This window comes from Halorussus salinus (assembly GCF_004765815.2).
Lineage (GTDB): Archaea > Halobacteriota > Halobacteria > Halobacteriales > Haladaptataceae > Halorussus > Halorussus salinus.
This window is the reverse complement of the sequence record NZ_ML974127.1, coordinates 879,331-893,759: the sequence shown is the minus strand read 5'-3', so window position 1 is coordinate 893,759 and position 14,429 is coordinate 879,331. Positions and strand designations below refer to the sequence as shown.

Annotated in this window: 15 protein-coding genes; 7 read left to right on the top strand and 8 right to left on the bottom strand. The window is 65.2% G+C overall.

What is annotated here, in order from left to right; all coding sequences use genetic code 11:
- Positions 1-125 precede the first annotated feature (125 nt).
- Positions 126-836: an HD domain-containing protein gene (locus EPL00_RS04560; protein ID WP_135851612.1), complete on the top strand. Its 711-nt coding sequence runs from the start codon at positions 126-128 to the stop codon at positions 834-836.
- Between the two features lie 173 nt (positions 837-1,009).
- Here the strand turns inward: EPL00_RS04560 and EPL00_RS04555 are convergent, their stop codons facing one another.
- The gene (locus EPL00_RS04555; protein ID WP_135851613.1) at positions 1,010-1,732 is read right to left on the bottom strand and encodes a LysE family translocator; all 723 of its coding nucleotides are present in this window, start codon (positions 1,730-1,732) and stop codon (positions 1,010-1,012) included.
- Between the two features lie 67 nt (positions 1,733-1,799).
- Positions 1,800-2,579 (bottom strand): metal-dependent transcriptional regulator, encoded by a 780-nt coding sequence (locus EPL00_RS04550; protein WP_135851614.1) that lies wholly within the window; start codon positions 2,577-2,579, stop codon positions 1,800-1,802.
- Between the two features lie 234 nt (positions 2,580-2,813).
- On the opposite strand from EPL00_RS04550, the gene EPL00_RS04545 reads away from it, so the two are divergent.
- Complete coding sequence (locus tag EPL00_RS04545) at positions 2,814-2,984, top strand: hypothetical protein (protein ID WP_162224145.1); 171 nt, start codon at positions 2,814-2,816, stop codon at positions 2,982-2,984.
- A gap of 275 nt (positions 2,985-3,259) precedes the next feature.
- Positions 3,260-3,385 carry a hypothetical protein gene (locus EPL00_RS23995; RefSeq protein ID WP_274380984.1) on the top strand — a complete coding sequence of 42 codons (126 nt, stop codon included), beginning with the start codon at positions 3,260-3,262 and terminating at the stop codon, positions 3,383-3,385.
- Here EPL00_RS23995 and EPL00_RS04540 read toward each other — a convergent pair whose 3' ends face one another.
- Positions 3,386-4,579, bottom strand: coding sequence for a threonine synthase (locus EPL00_RS04540; RefSeq protein ID WP_135851615.1), 1,194 nt, complete (start codon positions 4,577-4,579; stop codon positions 3,386-3,388).
- Between the two features lie 129 nt (positions 4,580-4,708).
- Between EPL00_RS04540 and EPL00_RS04535 the strand changes: the two genes are divergently transcribed.
- Together EPL00_RS04535 and EPL00_RS04530 are read left to right on the top strand one after the other, a co-directional pair.
- Positions 4,709-5,794 (top strand): phosphotransferase family protein, encoded by a 1,086-nt coding sequence (locus EPL00_RS04535; RefSeq protein WP_135851616.1) that lies wholly within the window; start codon positions 4,709-4,711, stop codon positions 5,792-5,794.
- Positions 5,795-5,927: 133 nt separating this feature from the next.
- Complete coding sequence (locus tag EPL00_RS04530) at positions 5,928-6,359, top strand: universal stress protein (RefSeq protein WP_135851617.1); 432 nt, start codon at positions 5,928-5,930, stop codon at positions 6,357-6,359.
- Between the two features lie 86 nt (positions 6,360-6,445).
- Here the strand turns inward: EPL00_RS04530 and EPL00_RS04525 are convergent, their stop codons facing one another.
- Both EPL00_RS04525 and EPL00_RS04520 read right to left on the bottom strand, forming a co-directional pair.
- Entirely contained in the window at positions 6,446-7,039 is a 594-nt protein-coding gene (locus EPL00_RS04525) for a cupin domain-containing protein (RefSeq protein ID WP_135851618.1), read from the bottom strand.
- Between the two features lie 80 nt (positions 7,040-7,119).
- Complete coding sequence (locus EPL00_RS04520; RefSeq protein WP_135851619.1) at positions 7,120-8,331, bottom strand: inorganic phosphate transporter; 1,212 nt, start codon at positions 8,329-8,331, stop codon at positions 7,120-7,122.
- A 330-nt stretch (positions 8,332-8,661) separates the two neighbouring features.
- On the opposite strand from EPL00_RS04520, the gene EPL00_RS04515 reads away from it, so the two are divergent.
- The gene (locus EPL00_RS04515) at positions 8,662-9,969 is read left to right on the top strand and encodes an MFS transporter (RefSeq protein WP_135851620.1); all 1,308 of its coding nucleotides are present in this window, start codon (positions 8,662-8,664) and stop codon (positions 9,967-9,969) included.
- Between the two features lie 33 nt (positions 9,970-10,002).
- Here EPL00_RS04515 and EPL00_RS04510 read toward each other — a convergent pair whose 3' ends face one another.
- Together EPL00_RS04510 and EPL00_RS04505 are read right to left on the bottom strand one after the other, a co-directional pair.
- Positions 10,003-11,562 carry a pentapeptide repeat-containing protein gene (locus EPL00_RS04510; protein WP_135851621.1) on the bottom strand — a complete coding sequence of 520 codons (1,560 nt, stop codon included), beginning with the start codon at positions 11,560-11,562 and terminating at the stop codon, positions 10,003-10,005.
- A gap of 55 nt (positions 11,563-11,617) precedes the next feature.
- The gene (locus tag EPL00_RS04505) at positions 11,618-12,394 is read right to left on the bottom strand and encodes an enoyl-CoA hydratase/isomerase family protein (protein ID WP_135851622.1); all 777 of its coding nucleotides are present in this window, start codon (positions 12,392-12,394) and stop codon (positions 11,618-11,620) included.
- Between the two features lie 383 nt (positions 12,395-12,777).
- Between EPL00_RS04505 and EPL00_RS04500 the strand changes: the two genes are divergently transcribed.
- Positions 12,778-13,278 carry a DUF5797 family protein gene (locus EPL00_RS04500; RefSeq protein ID WP_135851623.1) on the top strand — a complete coding sequence of 167 codons (501 nt, stop codon included), beginning with the start codon at positions 12,778-12,780 and terminating at the stop codon, positions 13,276-13,278.
- A 23-nt stretch (positions 13,279-13,301) separates the two neighbouring features.
- Here the strand turns inward: EPL00_RS04500 and EPL00_RS04495 are convergent, their stop codons facing one another.
- On the bottom strand, positions 13,302-14,351 hold the full coding sequence (locus EPL00_RS04495) for a DUF5787 family protein (protein WP_135851624.1): 1,050 nt from the start codon (positions 14,349-14,351) through the stop codon (positions 13,302-13,304).
- Positions 14,352-14,429 lie beyond the last annotated feature (78 nt).

Genomic DNA, 14,429 nt, shown 5'->3' with positions numbered 1-14,429 from the left:
CGCTCCGGACGAACGCGGAGAAACCGTCCGAGCGGTCCCGGTGTCTTCGTCGTAAGTCTAAAGAGTCAATCATTCGTTTATACGAGTAAGAATGAGTACGGACATCTGCAAATCGAGGTGGTTCTGTGGGAGTCGAAATTAAGGAGTCGCCCGTCACCGAGGCCGAGTTCGAGGAGATGGAGGACTTCGTCTACGAGTATCTGGCCGCCAGCGTCGAGAACGAGGAGGGCGGCGGTCGGATGCGGTGGTACCCGTGGCACTCCGCGGAGTACCGGTTCAACCACATCCTCAACGTGGTGGACCTCGCGGGCACCATCGCCGAGCAGGAGGGCGCGAACGTGGACGTGGCGCGCGTCGCCGCGCTGTTCCACGACATCGCCAAGCTCGACGCCGACCAAGAGGTCCACGCCGAGGAGGGCGCGCGCATCGCCCGGAAGTACCTCGAAACTCACGGTGACTTCCCCGAATCGTTCATCGAGGAGGTCTGCAAGGCCGTCGAGAACCACTCCTATCAGGGCGACCTGACCGACCTGCCCAAAGAGACCCAGTGTCTCATCGAGGCCGACCTGCTGGACAAGGTGGGCGCGAACGGCACCGCGCTGATGCTCCTGCGGATGGGCTACGAGGCCCGCACGCACATGGACGCCGCCGAGATGGTCGATAGGGTGATGGAGCGAGGCAAGGACGCCGCCAGTCGCGTCCAGACCGACACCGCCGAGGGCATCGCCCACAAGCGACTCAAGCGCGTCAAGTGGTTCCGCGAGTGGCTCGAAGGCGAGGTCCCCGAGATGGACCACGAGGAGTCGTCGGACCGCCGGACACAACGACGGCCATAGCTGGCGGACGGACTCCGAGGCGGCTGTTTTCGCGGTTCAAGGAGTCGGTGCTGGCGCTCTCGTCGGTTACGTCTCGGTAGTCGTGTCTCGTCAGTCGCGTCTCGTCAGTCGCGTCTCGTCAATCGCTTCCCGTCGCGCCTCCGGGCCGGACGCGAAGGAGTCGGAGCTATCGCCTACGCCAGAATCCCGGTCGCTTTCGAGAGGAACGAGAGTCCGGCCACCGCCAGCACGACGGCACTCAGGTAGGCGACGACGGGCGCGAAGGCGTCCACGCGCCGCCCGACCGTGACCAGCGCGGCCGGGAAGCCGGTAATCCAGAGCGCGATGCCGCCGAAGAAGCCGACGACGATGACCGGACTCCCCGTCGAGACGGTCAGGCCGCCGAGCCAGTCCAGCGCGAACGTGCCGGGGTCGAGCAATCCGACGCCCGCGGTCAGCCACCAGAGAATCTGGTAGGGGTTGGTCAGCGCCAGCACGAACGCCTTCCGGAACCCCTTGCTGTCCTCGCTCTCCTTCGGTCCGGCCCCGTCGGTCGCGGTCTCGGTCTCCTCGTCGGTCGCAGTCCGGTCGTCTCCGTCGCTCCCCGCGTCGCCGCCGAACGCGGCGTTAGCGTCAGTCGCGGTCCCGTAGGCGAAGTACAGCATCAGCAGGCCGCCGAAGCCAAAGAGCGCCTGCTGGACGACCGGCACGTCCCGGACCACGGTGACGACGCCCAACAGGGCCAGCACGAAGAAGCAGGCGTCGGCCGACAGCGCGCCGAGGCCCGCGCGGAAGCCCGACCCCCAGCCGCGGAGGACGCTCTCCTCGGCGATGATGGCGTTCATCGGCCCCGGCGGGGCCGCCAGCGAGAGGCCCAACGCGACGCCCGCGAGCGCCGAGACGACGACGTTCAGCATTCGTCGGAACTGATAGCCCGGACGAGAAAAAGCTGTCTCTCCGCCGGACCGGTTCGGCGGGTCGCCGTCAGGCCTCTATCTCGTCGTCGCCGCCGTTTCCGGCTTCGTCGCCGTTCTCGGTCCCGTCGGCGTCTCCGGTCCCGTCGTCCGCGGGGCTGTCGCCGTTCGCGGGGTTGTCGTCGTCCGCGGGCCGGACCCGGATAGAGCGAGCGACGTTCTCCGGGAGGCTCTGCTCGCGGTCGCCGTCGCCGTCGAACCGGACCGTCACCATCCCGAAGGGAGCCACGTCCACGACTTCGAGGAGGGTCTCGGGCGCGATGCCCGCCTCCGCGAGGTAGCGCAGTTCCTCCTCGTCGCGGTCGCTGACGCGCGCGACGACCAGCCTGTCGCCGGGACCGTACTCCGAGAGCGGCGCGGTGTCGTCGGCTTCGGGCGGCGTGAGGTCCGCGCTCGGAATCGGGTCGCCGTGGGGGTCCACCTCGGGGTCGCCCAGCACCTCGGCGACGCGCTTCTCGAACTCCTCGCTGATGTGGTGTTCGAGCGTGTCGGCCTCGTCGTGGACCTCGCTCCACGAGTAGTCGAGGTGTTCGGTCAGGTAGGATTCGAGGAGTCGATGGTGGCGCAGGACTTCGAGCGCGACGGTCTCGCCCTCCGCGGAGAGTTCGACCCCCTTGTACTTCTCGCGCTCGACCAGTCCGCGGTCTTCGAGTTTCTCGACCATGCTGGTCACGGTCGGGGGCGTCACGTCCAGATACTCGGCGATGGCCGACGTGGCGACGGGACCCTCCTCGTCCTGCTGGAGGGCGTAGATCGCTTTGAGATAGTCTTCCATCACGTCGCTCAGCATCACGTACCCCCGATTAGAGTCGTCTAAAACTTATATTTGTCTCACCCCGGTCCGGCCCCCGACCGGACGAGCGTCGCCGTCGAGTAGGGACCCTGTATCGGTCGATAGGTGCCGACAACCGATTTCGGGCCGAGCGTACACCGAGGCTAGTCGGCGGTAGCCCGCGGCAGACGCCGGTTCCACGGGTCGTTTAGCAACTCTATAACTAACCGACCGGCTTCCGTGGGCCGAAGTATGTCGCAAGCAGCAACGAGTATCGGGTGCCCGAACTGCGAGGACAGGTCCGTCGAACTCGTCACCGACGGCGGCGAGTCGGACCCGCAGTTCCGGGACGCCGACCGACTCACGGGGACGACGGTGGACTGTAGCAGTTGCGGCGACGAGTTCGAAGTGTACTTCTACTGATTGTCGGTCCCCCGATTCTCCCGGCCTCTCCCGACGCCGACTTACCGACGAGGGATACGCTCGGCGACGAGACCCCTGCGCGTACCGCCGACTCCGACATTCCGCCGACTCCGGCACCCTTCGTCCGGTCGCGCTTTCGCCGGAGTAGTCGAGGCGTATCGGTGCGTAGCCCGCGGCTATCGGTGCGAAGACTGGCGATATCCCGACTTAGACGGCTTGTACTCCCGCGTAGACGCCGAATAGTAATGTCGCGGTCCGGCGTAGCGGACGATACGATGTCCGAGTCCGAGACGAGCGAGCGGATTACCGCTCACTTCCACGAGGGGAGCCTCGAACTGCGGTCGAAAGAGTCGCCCGACGCGTGGATAATCGCCGAGGAGCCCGTAAGCGTCGAACAGTAGCTAAATTCCCTTGCTCATCAGGTGACTGCGGAGTACGTCGTCGTCCTTGTTGCCCGCGCCGGTGTTGAGCAGGACCACGGTGTCGTCCTCGCCGAACTCGTCGCGGCGCGCGAGTTCCCACGCCCCGCTGGCGGCCGCCGCGCAGGTCGCGCCCATCTCCAAGCCCTCCTTCTGGGCGACGGCGACGGCGCTGTCGAGTATCTCCTCGTCGCTGGTCGCCACCGCGCCGCCGTCGCTCTCGCGGAGCGCGTCCAAGATGAGGGGACTCGCACCGGGGTCGGGAATCTCGATGCCGCCACAGATGGTGTCGGGGGTCTCCCAGACCTCGTGAACGCCTTTGCCCTCGTCGAACGCTTCCACGACGGGCGCACAGCCGGACGACTGGGCCGCGTACATCGACGGAATCTCGTCGGTGAGGCCCAAGTCGCGCAGTTCCTTGGCGGCCTTGTGCATCCCGACCAACCCGACGCCGCCGCCGGTCGGGTAGACCACGGCGTCGGGCACCTCCCAGTCGTTCTGCTCGACGGTCTCGTAGAGCATCGTCTTCTTGCCCTCGTGGCGGTAGGGCGTGACGAACGTCTTGACCGAGTACCAGTCGTCGTGTTGCTCCATCGCGTCGGCGTAGGCCTCGCCAGCGTCGCCGATGCGCCCCTCCACGACGGTCAGGTCGCCGCCGTGGACGTTGACCATCGCCTTGTTGGTGAATCCGGACCGCGAGGGCAGGAAGACGTGCGAGTCGAGGTCCGCGCGGGCGGCGTAGGCCGCGGCGGCCTGTCCGGCGTTGCCCGCCGAGTTGAGCGCCACGTCGGTCGCGCCGTGCTGAGCGGCCGCCGTAATCGCGGCGGTCTGGCCGCGGTCCTTGAACGTCCCGGTCGGGTTCCGGCCCTCGTCCTTCAGCAGGACGCGCCCGACCCCCATCTCGTCGGCGAGGTCCGGACACTCTACGAGCTGAGTTGCGCCCTCGTCCATCGAGATGGCGGCCTCCCGCGGGAACGGCAGTAGCTCCTCGTAGCGCCACATCGAATCGAAGCGCCGGGATTCGAGGTCCTCGCGCGACAGGTCGATTTCGTCGTAGTCGTAGTCCGGGTCCAAGATTCCACCGCAGTCGGGACAGCGGTGGGTGGCCTCCTCGGCGTCGAAGGTCTCCTCGCAATCGACACACGTCAGGCCGACGAACGCGTCGGTGGTCTCCATGTCGGGGCGTTCGGGGTCGAGAGACAAATCCCTGCCCCTTCGCGGTAGCCGGTTCGCGTTTCGAGGCCCTGCACGCCACTCGTGACAGCTTGTCGAAAATAACTTGGCGTCGGTCTCGCATGGACGAGTATGGTACGAGACGAGCGGTTGGACGAACCCGGACCTGACGCGGTCGCTCGGGCCGCGCGGGACGCCAGCGGCCGCGCCGTCGCCGACGTGACGCCGATTTCGAAAGGCATCAACGCCATCTATCGAGTCCGCTTCGCCGACGACGAGGAGGCCGTCCTCAAGGCGGCGACGTTCAACAGCGCGGCGGAACTCCGGCCGGAGCCGTACCTCCTGCAGACGCTCGCCGACGAGACGGCGCTCCCGGTTCCGGACGTGCTGGCGATAGTCGAGGACGGCGGTCCGCTCGGCGTCTTTCACTTCCTCCTCGAACACTGCGAGGGCCGCCAGATTCGGGACCTCGACGGCCTGTCGTGGAGCGAACGAGAGCAGTTGGTGGCGGCGGTCGGTCGCCACCTCGCGCGACTCCACGAGTTCCGACTCTCCGGGGCGGACGCCTCGGTCGAGTCCCGAATCGACGCCGAGGAGTGCGGCCCGCTCCGGATGACCGGCCCCGATGAGGGAGCGACGCCCGAGTTCACGACCGACGGCGGCGACTTGTGGGGAGAAGTGTTCGCGTCGCTGGCCGACCACCCCGTCTCGCTGGTCGAGCAGGTGCAGTGTGGCGACGACCCCGGACGGTTCGCCGACCTCGTGCCCGACATCGCCGCGGCCTTCGAGGGCGCGGCCGACGCCATCGCGGCCCCGGAGCGGCCGTCGGTCCTCCATCGGGACTTCCACCTCGACAACCTTCTCCTCGGGTCGGACGCCGACGGCGACCTCGGTGTCCGGACGGTGCTTGACTTCGGCGACCCCTACGTCGGGGACTACCGATTGGACCTCGCGTTCGCGGAGGACGCGACGATTCGCGTCCAGTTGCCGACCGACGACCGGGCGACGGAACTCTGTGCCCTCCTCCGGCGGAGCTACGCCCGCAAGCGCGGCATCGACCCCGACGAAATCGTGAACAAGAACTACCCCTACTACCTGCTGGTCCAGCGGTCGCGGTGGATGTCGGTCGCGCTCGACTGGGAGGCCTGCGACGACCCGGCGGCGGTCGAACGCGCCTACCGGTCGTTCGTCCGGGAGCAACTCGCCGAAATCGAGTAGCGCGCGACGCGAGGGCGAGCCGCGTTCGAGAAATCTTCTATTACCTTTAAGAAAGCTAGAGTTATCTATAGTGAGCGTAGACATTGCTCTATCGGGCCACGGATACTTACCGCCGCGGACCGAAACGACCGGCATGACTCCCGAACACGTCCTCGTGCCGCTGGACGGGTCGCCGCTCGCCGACGACGCGCTGGTCCACGCGCTCGACACGTTCGACTGCCGGGTCACGGTCCTGAACGTCGTGACGCCGCTGGACTCCTCGATGAGCGAGAGCGGCGTCCTCGAACCCGGCGAACAGCGCCGAGCGAGCGCGCGCGAGCGCGCCGACGACCTCGTGGCCCGCGCCGAGGAGCGCGCCGCCGAGGCGGACCGGAGCGTCGAGACGGCGGTCGAGACGGGCGACCCCGCCGAGACCATCATCGAGTACGCCGAGACCCACGACGTGGACCACGTCGTCATGGGCGGCCACGGCGGCGAGCGCCACGAACTCGCCCGGCGACTCCTCGGGACGGTGGCGACGACGGTCGTCACCGAGGCACCAGTGACGGTGACCGTCGTCCGATAGTCGTCTCTCACCGGTGGCAGTTCCATCGCGTCGAGCGTCTCGGGAGTCGCGGAGGCGAGCAGTCTGTAGAAGATTTCTGCGGGCGACTACGACTCGAACGGACTCTCGGCCGCGCCACCGCAGTCCGGACAACGAACGACCGTTTCGACCCCTTCGCCGAGCGCGACCCGCATCTCCGCGCCGCAGTCGGGACACCCCTGCGGGACGTTCGCCGCGCCGCAGGCCGGGCAGTCGAGGGTCACGCCTGCGTCGCCCGCTTCGCTAACGTCTGGCGAGAGGTAGCCGTGGCCGCACTCGGGGCAATCGAGCGGGATCCGCACGTCCCCGCTGTCGGGCGGTGCCCCGAGCGCGAGGACCGCGAGGAGTCCGTCGCCCGCGTTGCGCCCCGACTGGTACTCGCCGGGCGCGAAGCGGACGACCTCGCCCTCCTCGACCGCGATTTCGGCGGCTTCGTCTCTCTCGGAGCCGAGTCGCTGGAAGGTCGCCGCGCCGTCGAGGACGACGAAGACCTCCTCTTGGTCGCCGTGAGCATGGAGGCCGCTCGGGAACTCCTCGCCGGGCGGGATTCGGTAGTGATTTACTGCGAGGTCGGTGGCGGCGAGCGCGGCCGAGAGGTTCCGGACTTCCGCGTTGTCGCCGAGTTCGGTCGGTTCGAGCGCGTGGATGACGCTTCGCTGCACGCGCGACGGTTCGACCGCCAGCGACGTATCGTTTCCCCCGCGACGCGCTGAACGGTCCCTGCCGACGACTGCCCGTCGGACTACACCGCACCGCCCAGCACCTGCGCGAACGCCCAGTAGACGCCGTAGCCGACCGCGACCGACGAGACCAGCGTGATGACCCAGAACGCGAGCGTCACCCCGATTTTCCGGCGCGAGACGCCCGCGGACCCGCCCGCCAGTCCGCCGCCGATGACGCCCGAGATGATGATGTTGTTGAACGAGATGGGGATGCCGAGCGCGATGGCGGCCTGTGCGATGATGAACCCCGGCACCAGCGCGGCGATGGAGCGCCGGATGCCCAGTTGGGCGTACTCCCGCGAGGTCGCTTGCAGGAGTCGCGGCGCGCCCATCCACGCGCCGGCGAGGATGCCGGTCGCGCCGATAGCCAGCAGGAGGATGCCCGGCAGACCGAGTTCCGCCCGGTAGAGATTTTCGAGCGGCCCGGTCGCCAACCCGACCTGCGACCCGCCGCTGGAGAACGCGACGACGCTCCCGAGGACGACCAGAAACGTCTTGACGCCCTTATCGACGGAGACCTGCGTCCGGCGACGAATGAACAGGAAACTCGCGGCCGCGACCGCGAGCGTGGCGAGCGCGGCCGCGAAGTCGAGGCCCGCGACCTCCGGCGACCCGACGAGTTGTGCGACGAACCCCGCGATAGAGCCCTGCTGTTCGCCCGGTGGCGAGGGGATGACGCTCAACTCGACGTTCGCCACGATGCCGCCGACCACCCCGGCTAACAGCGGGACGCTGACCGTCTCGGGGATGTCGTCGCGCCGGAGGACCGTGGCGGTCAGGTACGCCAGTCCGCCCGAGACTGGCGGGACGAGCGCCCAGAACGTCGCGATTCGCCGGTAGGTGTCGAACGCGGGCGAACCGCCCAGCGACAGGCCCACGCCGACCATCGCTCCCGTCGTGGCGAACGCCGCCGGGACCGGATAGCCGCTGTAGACGCCGAAGGCCATGAACGCCGTCGCGGTGAGCAGGCCCGCGGTCGCCGCCAGCGAGGTGATGGCCACGCCGTCGATGAGGCCCGCGCCCACGGTGTCCGAGATGCTCCCGCCCTGCGTGAGCGCGCCGAGCGCGGCCAAAATTCCGATGAGGAACGCCGCGCGCATCGTGGAGATGGCGTTCGCACCGATGGCCGGAGCGAACGGCGGGGAGTTGCTGTTCGCGCCGAGCGCCCACGCCGTGAACAGGCCCGTCAGCGTGGCGAGGACGACCAGCGCCCAGAAGACGAGTCCCGTCATCTCGGTCGCACTCGCCCCCGGTCTGTAGTTTCTAATTTTCGCATGTTGTATCCGTCACTAGTCTCGGTGGTCGCGGGCCGGTAGTAGGTGTCGGTGGTCGGCGGGTGGTACCGGTAGTTGGAACGTGGTGTCGATAGTTGGAGCGCGGTGCCGGTGGTCGGAGGTGGACATCCTCGGTAGTCGAGGGTATCGGGACCGATGCGTCGTCGGGCGTGATAAATCTACCCACGACCGCCGCGACCGAAACCGTGGCGGTCGGTCGCGCTCGACCCGCGACAGTGCCACCCGACACCACAACCCTATTGCCCGCAGGAGCCGTCGGTCCGACGAATGGCACTGCTCGGCACCGACCGGCGAGTGTTGACCCTCGCGTTCGCTCGGATGATAGACGCGGTGGGCAACTCCTTTCTCATCGTCGTCCTCCCGCAGTTTCTGGACGATGTCGTCCTCGACGCCGCTGGCGGGGCAGGCGCGGCGGGTGCGGCGGGCGGCACCGAGATTCTGGGCGTCGCGGTCGCCCAGTCGGTCCTCATCGGCGTCGCGCTCTCGCTGTTCGGCTTCCTCAACAGCTTCGGCCAACCGTTCACCGGGCGACTCTCCGACCGGACCGGCAAGCGCAAGGCGTTCATCCTCGCGGGACTCGCCCTCCTCGGCGTCGCCAGCGGTGCCTACGTCTTCGCCGAGAGCTACGCCGCGGTGCTGGCGCTCCGGATGTTGCAGGGGGTCGGCGCGGCGCTGGCCATCCCGGCGACCGTCGCGCTGGTCAACGAGTTGGCGACCGACGCGACCCGCGGCGGCAACTTCGGCGTGTTCAACACCTTCCGGCTGATAGGGTTCGGGTTCGGTCCGCTGGTCGCCGGGTTCCTGATAGAGTTGGGTCCGTACGCGACGCCCGCGGGAACTATCTCGGGGTTCACCGCGGCGTTCGGGGTGGCCCTCCTCGGCGCGGCGACGAGTTTCGCGCTGGTCGCGCTGTTCGTCTCGGACCCCGAGGCCACGAAGGCCCGCGCTGGCGACGACCTCGCGGTGTCGGTCAGCGACTCGGACGCGGGCGGTTTGGACCCCGTGTTCACGCTCGGCCTCGCCACGCTGTTCATGGCCATCGGCATCGGTCTCTTCGCGACCTTGGAACCGCAACTCTCCGAGCGACTGCGACAGGGGTCGGTCCTCTTCGGACTGGAGTTCGCCGCGGTCGTCATCGCCAACGTCGTCTTTCAGGTGCCCATCGGGCGGGCCAGCGACACCTACGGGCGACGGCCCTTCCTCGTCGCGGGGTTCGTCGTGCTGGTGCCTTCGCTGGCCGCGCAGGGGTTCGTGACGACGCCCGCCGGGATGGTCGCCGCGCGGTTCGTGCAGGGCGTCGCGGTGGCGATGGTGTTCGCGCCCTCGCTCGCGCTGGCGGGCGACTTGGCCAAGGAGGGCGAGTCGGGGACGAAGCTCTCGATTCTGACGATGGCGTTCGGTCTCGGGACCGCCATCGGGCCGCTGGCCTCCGGATTCCTCGTGACCTTCGGGTTCGTCTGGCCCTTCGCGTTCGGCGGCGTGTTGGCGGCGCTGGGGCTAGTGCTGGTCTACACGCAGGTCGAGGAGACGGTTTCCGACGCGGAAGGAATTATTACTCCGGCGGCTCAGGATTAAGTGGCTCGAATGCCATTTTTTACAAGATGGTCGTTACCAAGTTGTCCTACGGCCCAAAACGAACACTAGAAGTGCCATCAGGAGACCACCGACGAACGCCTCAAGACCTGCGAGTGTCCGGCTTACAAAGCCAGCAGGTTGCAAATCGCCGTATCCGAGAGTCGTAAAGGTGACTAAGCTGAAATAGGCATATACCGATGCGTTTTGTAGACCTTCCGGAATGTCTACAAACGGTATGTCTATTGGCAGATAATGTGGATCAGCAGAAGAAATCGCAGGACGTATTCCGCCAATAAATGGGTATATAAAGCTACAAAGAACGATGATTGTGAGTGAAGTCCCGATAACTCTCCACGGACTTTCCCCGTGCTTCATAACCCATCGAGACCCGATTTTTTGAATAGAAGATAAAAGCAATTTGGTCCAATGTATTCCCCAATCCTGTGATACTGATTTGAGAAATGAGGTTTCAGCGAATTTCTTTTTCGCCAACTTTCGCCGGGACTCTTTATGACGGATATAGTACCGTTGGGAGTTTTTCACGTCTCCATTTTCTTTCTTTAAGTCGGATAATCTTCTATAGACTCGGACAGCTTTATTATATTCACCTTCTTCTTCATACGGTACATACTCACCAAACTTAGTTTTGCTATCAGTGATTATATTCTCGAAAACAGATTCGAATATTTTCGTATTAGTAAGCTCTGCACCTCGTAAATCTGTTCGAAGTAAAAAAGCTCCTTCAAGGTTTGCACCGTTAAGATTTGCTTCAGAGAGATTTGTTTCTTCCAGCCTTGAGTTCTGAAGCTCGGCATTTTTGAAATTGCCCTCTTCACAGTTAGCATCCGACAAATTTGCTCCAGTAAGTGTAGTACCGTTCATCGTTGTACTCTTCAGGAAGCAACCTGATAGGTTTGCATCTTTTAAACTAGCATTTGTGAAATTGGAGGCTCCTAATCGAACGTCGGACAGATTGGTGCTTTGAAGTTTTGCTTCGGAAAATATCGGTTTATGGAACTCTGCATCTTCAAAACTTACGCCTGTCATGTGAGAGTTAGTAAAATCCGTAACTCGGTATTCGACTTTATCCAACACCGCACCTGCGAAGTGGGTGTTAGAAAAATCAGTTTTTAAAGCAGTCGAACCAGTAAGATCCGTTGCGGACATATGAGAACCTTCGAAATCTGTTCCCCCAAGAGATGTGTCTGACAAGTTCACTTCCTGTAAGTTGGACTCAGATACGTCCGCATTTCGTAGATTTGCGTTTGAGAGATTAGAATATCTTAAATCAGAATCTCGGAGATTTGTACCTTTTAGACTTGCTCCCGTTAAATCGGAAGCATAAATTCGACAACCTTCGAACTCCAGTCCTTTGCCGATGGTTGCTCCTCGGAGTATAATTTCATCCAATACTTCGGGACCATCTGCTCGATATTTCTGGAGTTTACTAGCATCTTTATTTTCTTTGTTTTCGTGCCAAACACATCGGCTAAATCCGTCTGGGACTGGTCTGCAACAGCAGTAATCTCCCGGTGGGTGAGACAATTGACTTAAATCTGGCTCAAACCCACACATACCTCCGTTATCAGACATTAGAATGAAATAATCCGTTTCCACATAAATTCATTTCGAGTTCGCTGGTAGTAAGCTACTCGAAGTCCGGTTCCCGGTCCTCCAAGAACGCCTCCATCCCCTCGCGCTGGTCGTGGGTGCCGAACAGGCCGCTCCAGAGGCGGCGCTCGTAGCGCAGGCCCGCGGCTTGGTCGGTCTCGTGGGACTGATTCAGCGCCTCCTTCGCGGCGGTGAGCGCGTAGGTCGGCTTGGCCGCGAGGTCGGCCGCGAGTTCGTGAACGTGAGAATCGAGTTCGTCGCTGGCCACGAGGTCGCCGACCAGACCGTGTTCGTGGGCGTCTTGGGCGTCGATGCGCTCGCCGAAGAAGATGAGACGGCGAGCCATCTCGTCGCCGACGAGACGAGGGAGCCGTTGGGTTCCACCCCACCCGGGGATGATGCCAAGGTCGATTTCGGTCTGGCCGAGGAGGGCGCTCTCGGCCGCGACGCGGAGGTCGCAGGCCAACGCGAGTTCACAGCCCCCGCCGAACGCGTAGCCGTTGATTGCTGCGATGACGGGGGCAGGGAACTGCTCGATTTTGTCGGCGACGCGGTGGCCCAACTCGGCGTAGGCTTGGGCCTCGGGCGTCGAGAGGTCCTGCATGTAGCCGATGTCCGCGCCAGCGACGAAGGCGTCGTCGCCCGCGCCCGTGAGGACGAGCGCGCCGACGCCCTCCGACTCGGCCTCGGCGAGGGCCTCCTCGATAGCTTCGAGGGTATCGACGTTCAGCGCGTTGAGTCGGTCGGGTCGGTCCACGGTCAGGGTCGCCACGTTCTCGTCGTAGTCGAGGCTGATGGTCTCCCAGTCGGACATAATCGGCAGGACGGCCGCCTCGGGAATAATCCTTCCGAGACCGGACATCGACGCGGTGGTTCTCGCGGCGACCTCGCCAAGTGCGCGCGGACAGACTGGCCAATCACCCCGGCGCGTGGGGGCGTGGCGTGCAGTCGCGCGCCGCGCCCATCCGCGCGAGGGACGCGGGAGCGAAGCGACCGCGAGGTTGGGGAGGTGTGAGGCTGATGCGGGGTGGTGCAGTTGCGGTGCCGTATGATTGGCTCAAGCCTGAAGCTAGCTCGTCTTGCCTTTCTCCACTCAAACTAGCTCCATCGTTGCCCCTTCCCCACTCGCACTCGCTCCGTCGTCGCCCTTTCTTCCTTCCGGAAAGTGGAAATATCGTCGCGCCGTAGCGCCGCACAATGACTCTCTCTGAGGAGGCCCGCGAGCGACTCGCCGACCTCGTGGAGCTACAGCCGACCAAGAACGCGGAACTGCAGGAGCGTTGGGGTCTCGAAAGCGGGAGCGAGGTTCACCAGTACCTCGAAAACGAACTCAAGGACTACTACTACCGCGACGACAACAGCCTGATTCGGGCGACCGAGGAGGCCGCGGAACTGGTGGACGTGGAACCCGGCGTCGTGGACGACGAGGGGAGCGGCGTCCCCTCGGCGATTCGAGTCCCGCGACTCCAACAGCAGGTGTTCGCGGTCGTCGCCGGACCGGACGACGACTCGGAGAGCGTGGTCTCGGTCCTCCAGAAAGTGCGCGCGGAGTTCGGCGTGGACCCCGAGGCCGAGGAGGTCCGGAGCGCCCTGCAGGCCCTGCGGCGCAAGGGCGTCGTGGAAGTCGTCTACCGGACCGTGCCGACGTTCAAGCTGGCCGTCGAGCGCGATTCGGTCGAGGTGTCGGTCTCGGAGTAGTCGGGTCGAGGTTCGGTGTCCGATCAACCGGGCCGGTTGCGCTCGCGTCTGGCCTCCAGAATTCGCCGAATCCCCTTCCCCGGCCCGCCCTCGATTGGCCAGTTCTTCGTCCGCCACTGGGGCGGCTCCGGCGAAAATTGGGGGCAAGAGCCGGAACACTCCGAACTCGTCTGGTGGCAGTTTTTCGCCGGGCAGTACGGCAGGAGCGTCCGGCCCTCGCGGCGCAACCGGAAGTGCCGACAGTCCGGGCGCATCGTCTCGGCGAACGAGCGCCACCCTTTCTCGTAGGCGCGCTCGGCGATTTCGAGGCGCTTCCGGGCTTTCCACTCGGGGTCGGCGTAGTCGAACCGCGAGGCCGCGCTTCCGTAGGCGGTCTCCTCGCCGCGTTCCCGAATCAGGGTTCCCGGTGCATCGGCGTCGAGGCTCCGGGGGAACCACTCGACACTGGCGTCACGCGAGTCCGCATTTAGTGTCAGGATGCCAACCTCGACGGGCAGACGCTCCAGCAGGGCAGGTTCGACGCGCTGGCCGGTCTCGCGCGTGGCGACCCACACCTCGTCGGCCAGCGACAGCGCCACGTCGTACTCCATCTGCGCGGCGAGGTCGCGGGCCGCGCTGGCATCCAAGTCGGGCTTGTTCTCGACGGCGACGATACGCTCCACCCAGTCGGGGTAGGCCCACTTGCGGCGAATCTCGATGCGATTGGACCGCTTTCGCACGTCGAGAATCCCGCGGTCGTCGGCGCGGTGGATGGTCTCGCGGACGTAGCGCCACGGGTAGCCGGGGTCCGGGAGCGCGTCGCGGTAGTACTCCCAGTCGGCCGGGGCGTGGGGTACCACGTCGAGCAAGTCCGAGTCGAGGCGCTCGCGCCCGAAGTTGGCTCGCTGGCGGAACTCCTCGGGGTCCACCTCCACGACGAGGGTGTCCCAGCGCCTGCGCTTGGTGCCGAGTTGCCGCGCGACGATGGCGGGCGTGGAGGGAGACTCGGTACTCGCGGGCGGCCACTCGCGCTCGGCCCACCGGCAGGTCCGCAACTCGAAGACGAACTCGGGGTCGGCGTCCGCGTCGGTCACGGTCGGCGTTCGGAGCGGGTCGGCCTAAGTCGTTCGGTCACGCTCGCGGCGCTGGTCGGTCAACCCGAGGAGTTCGAG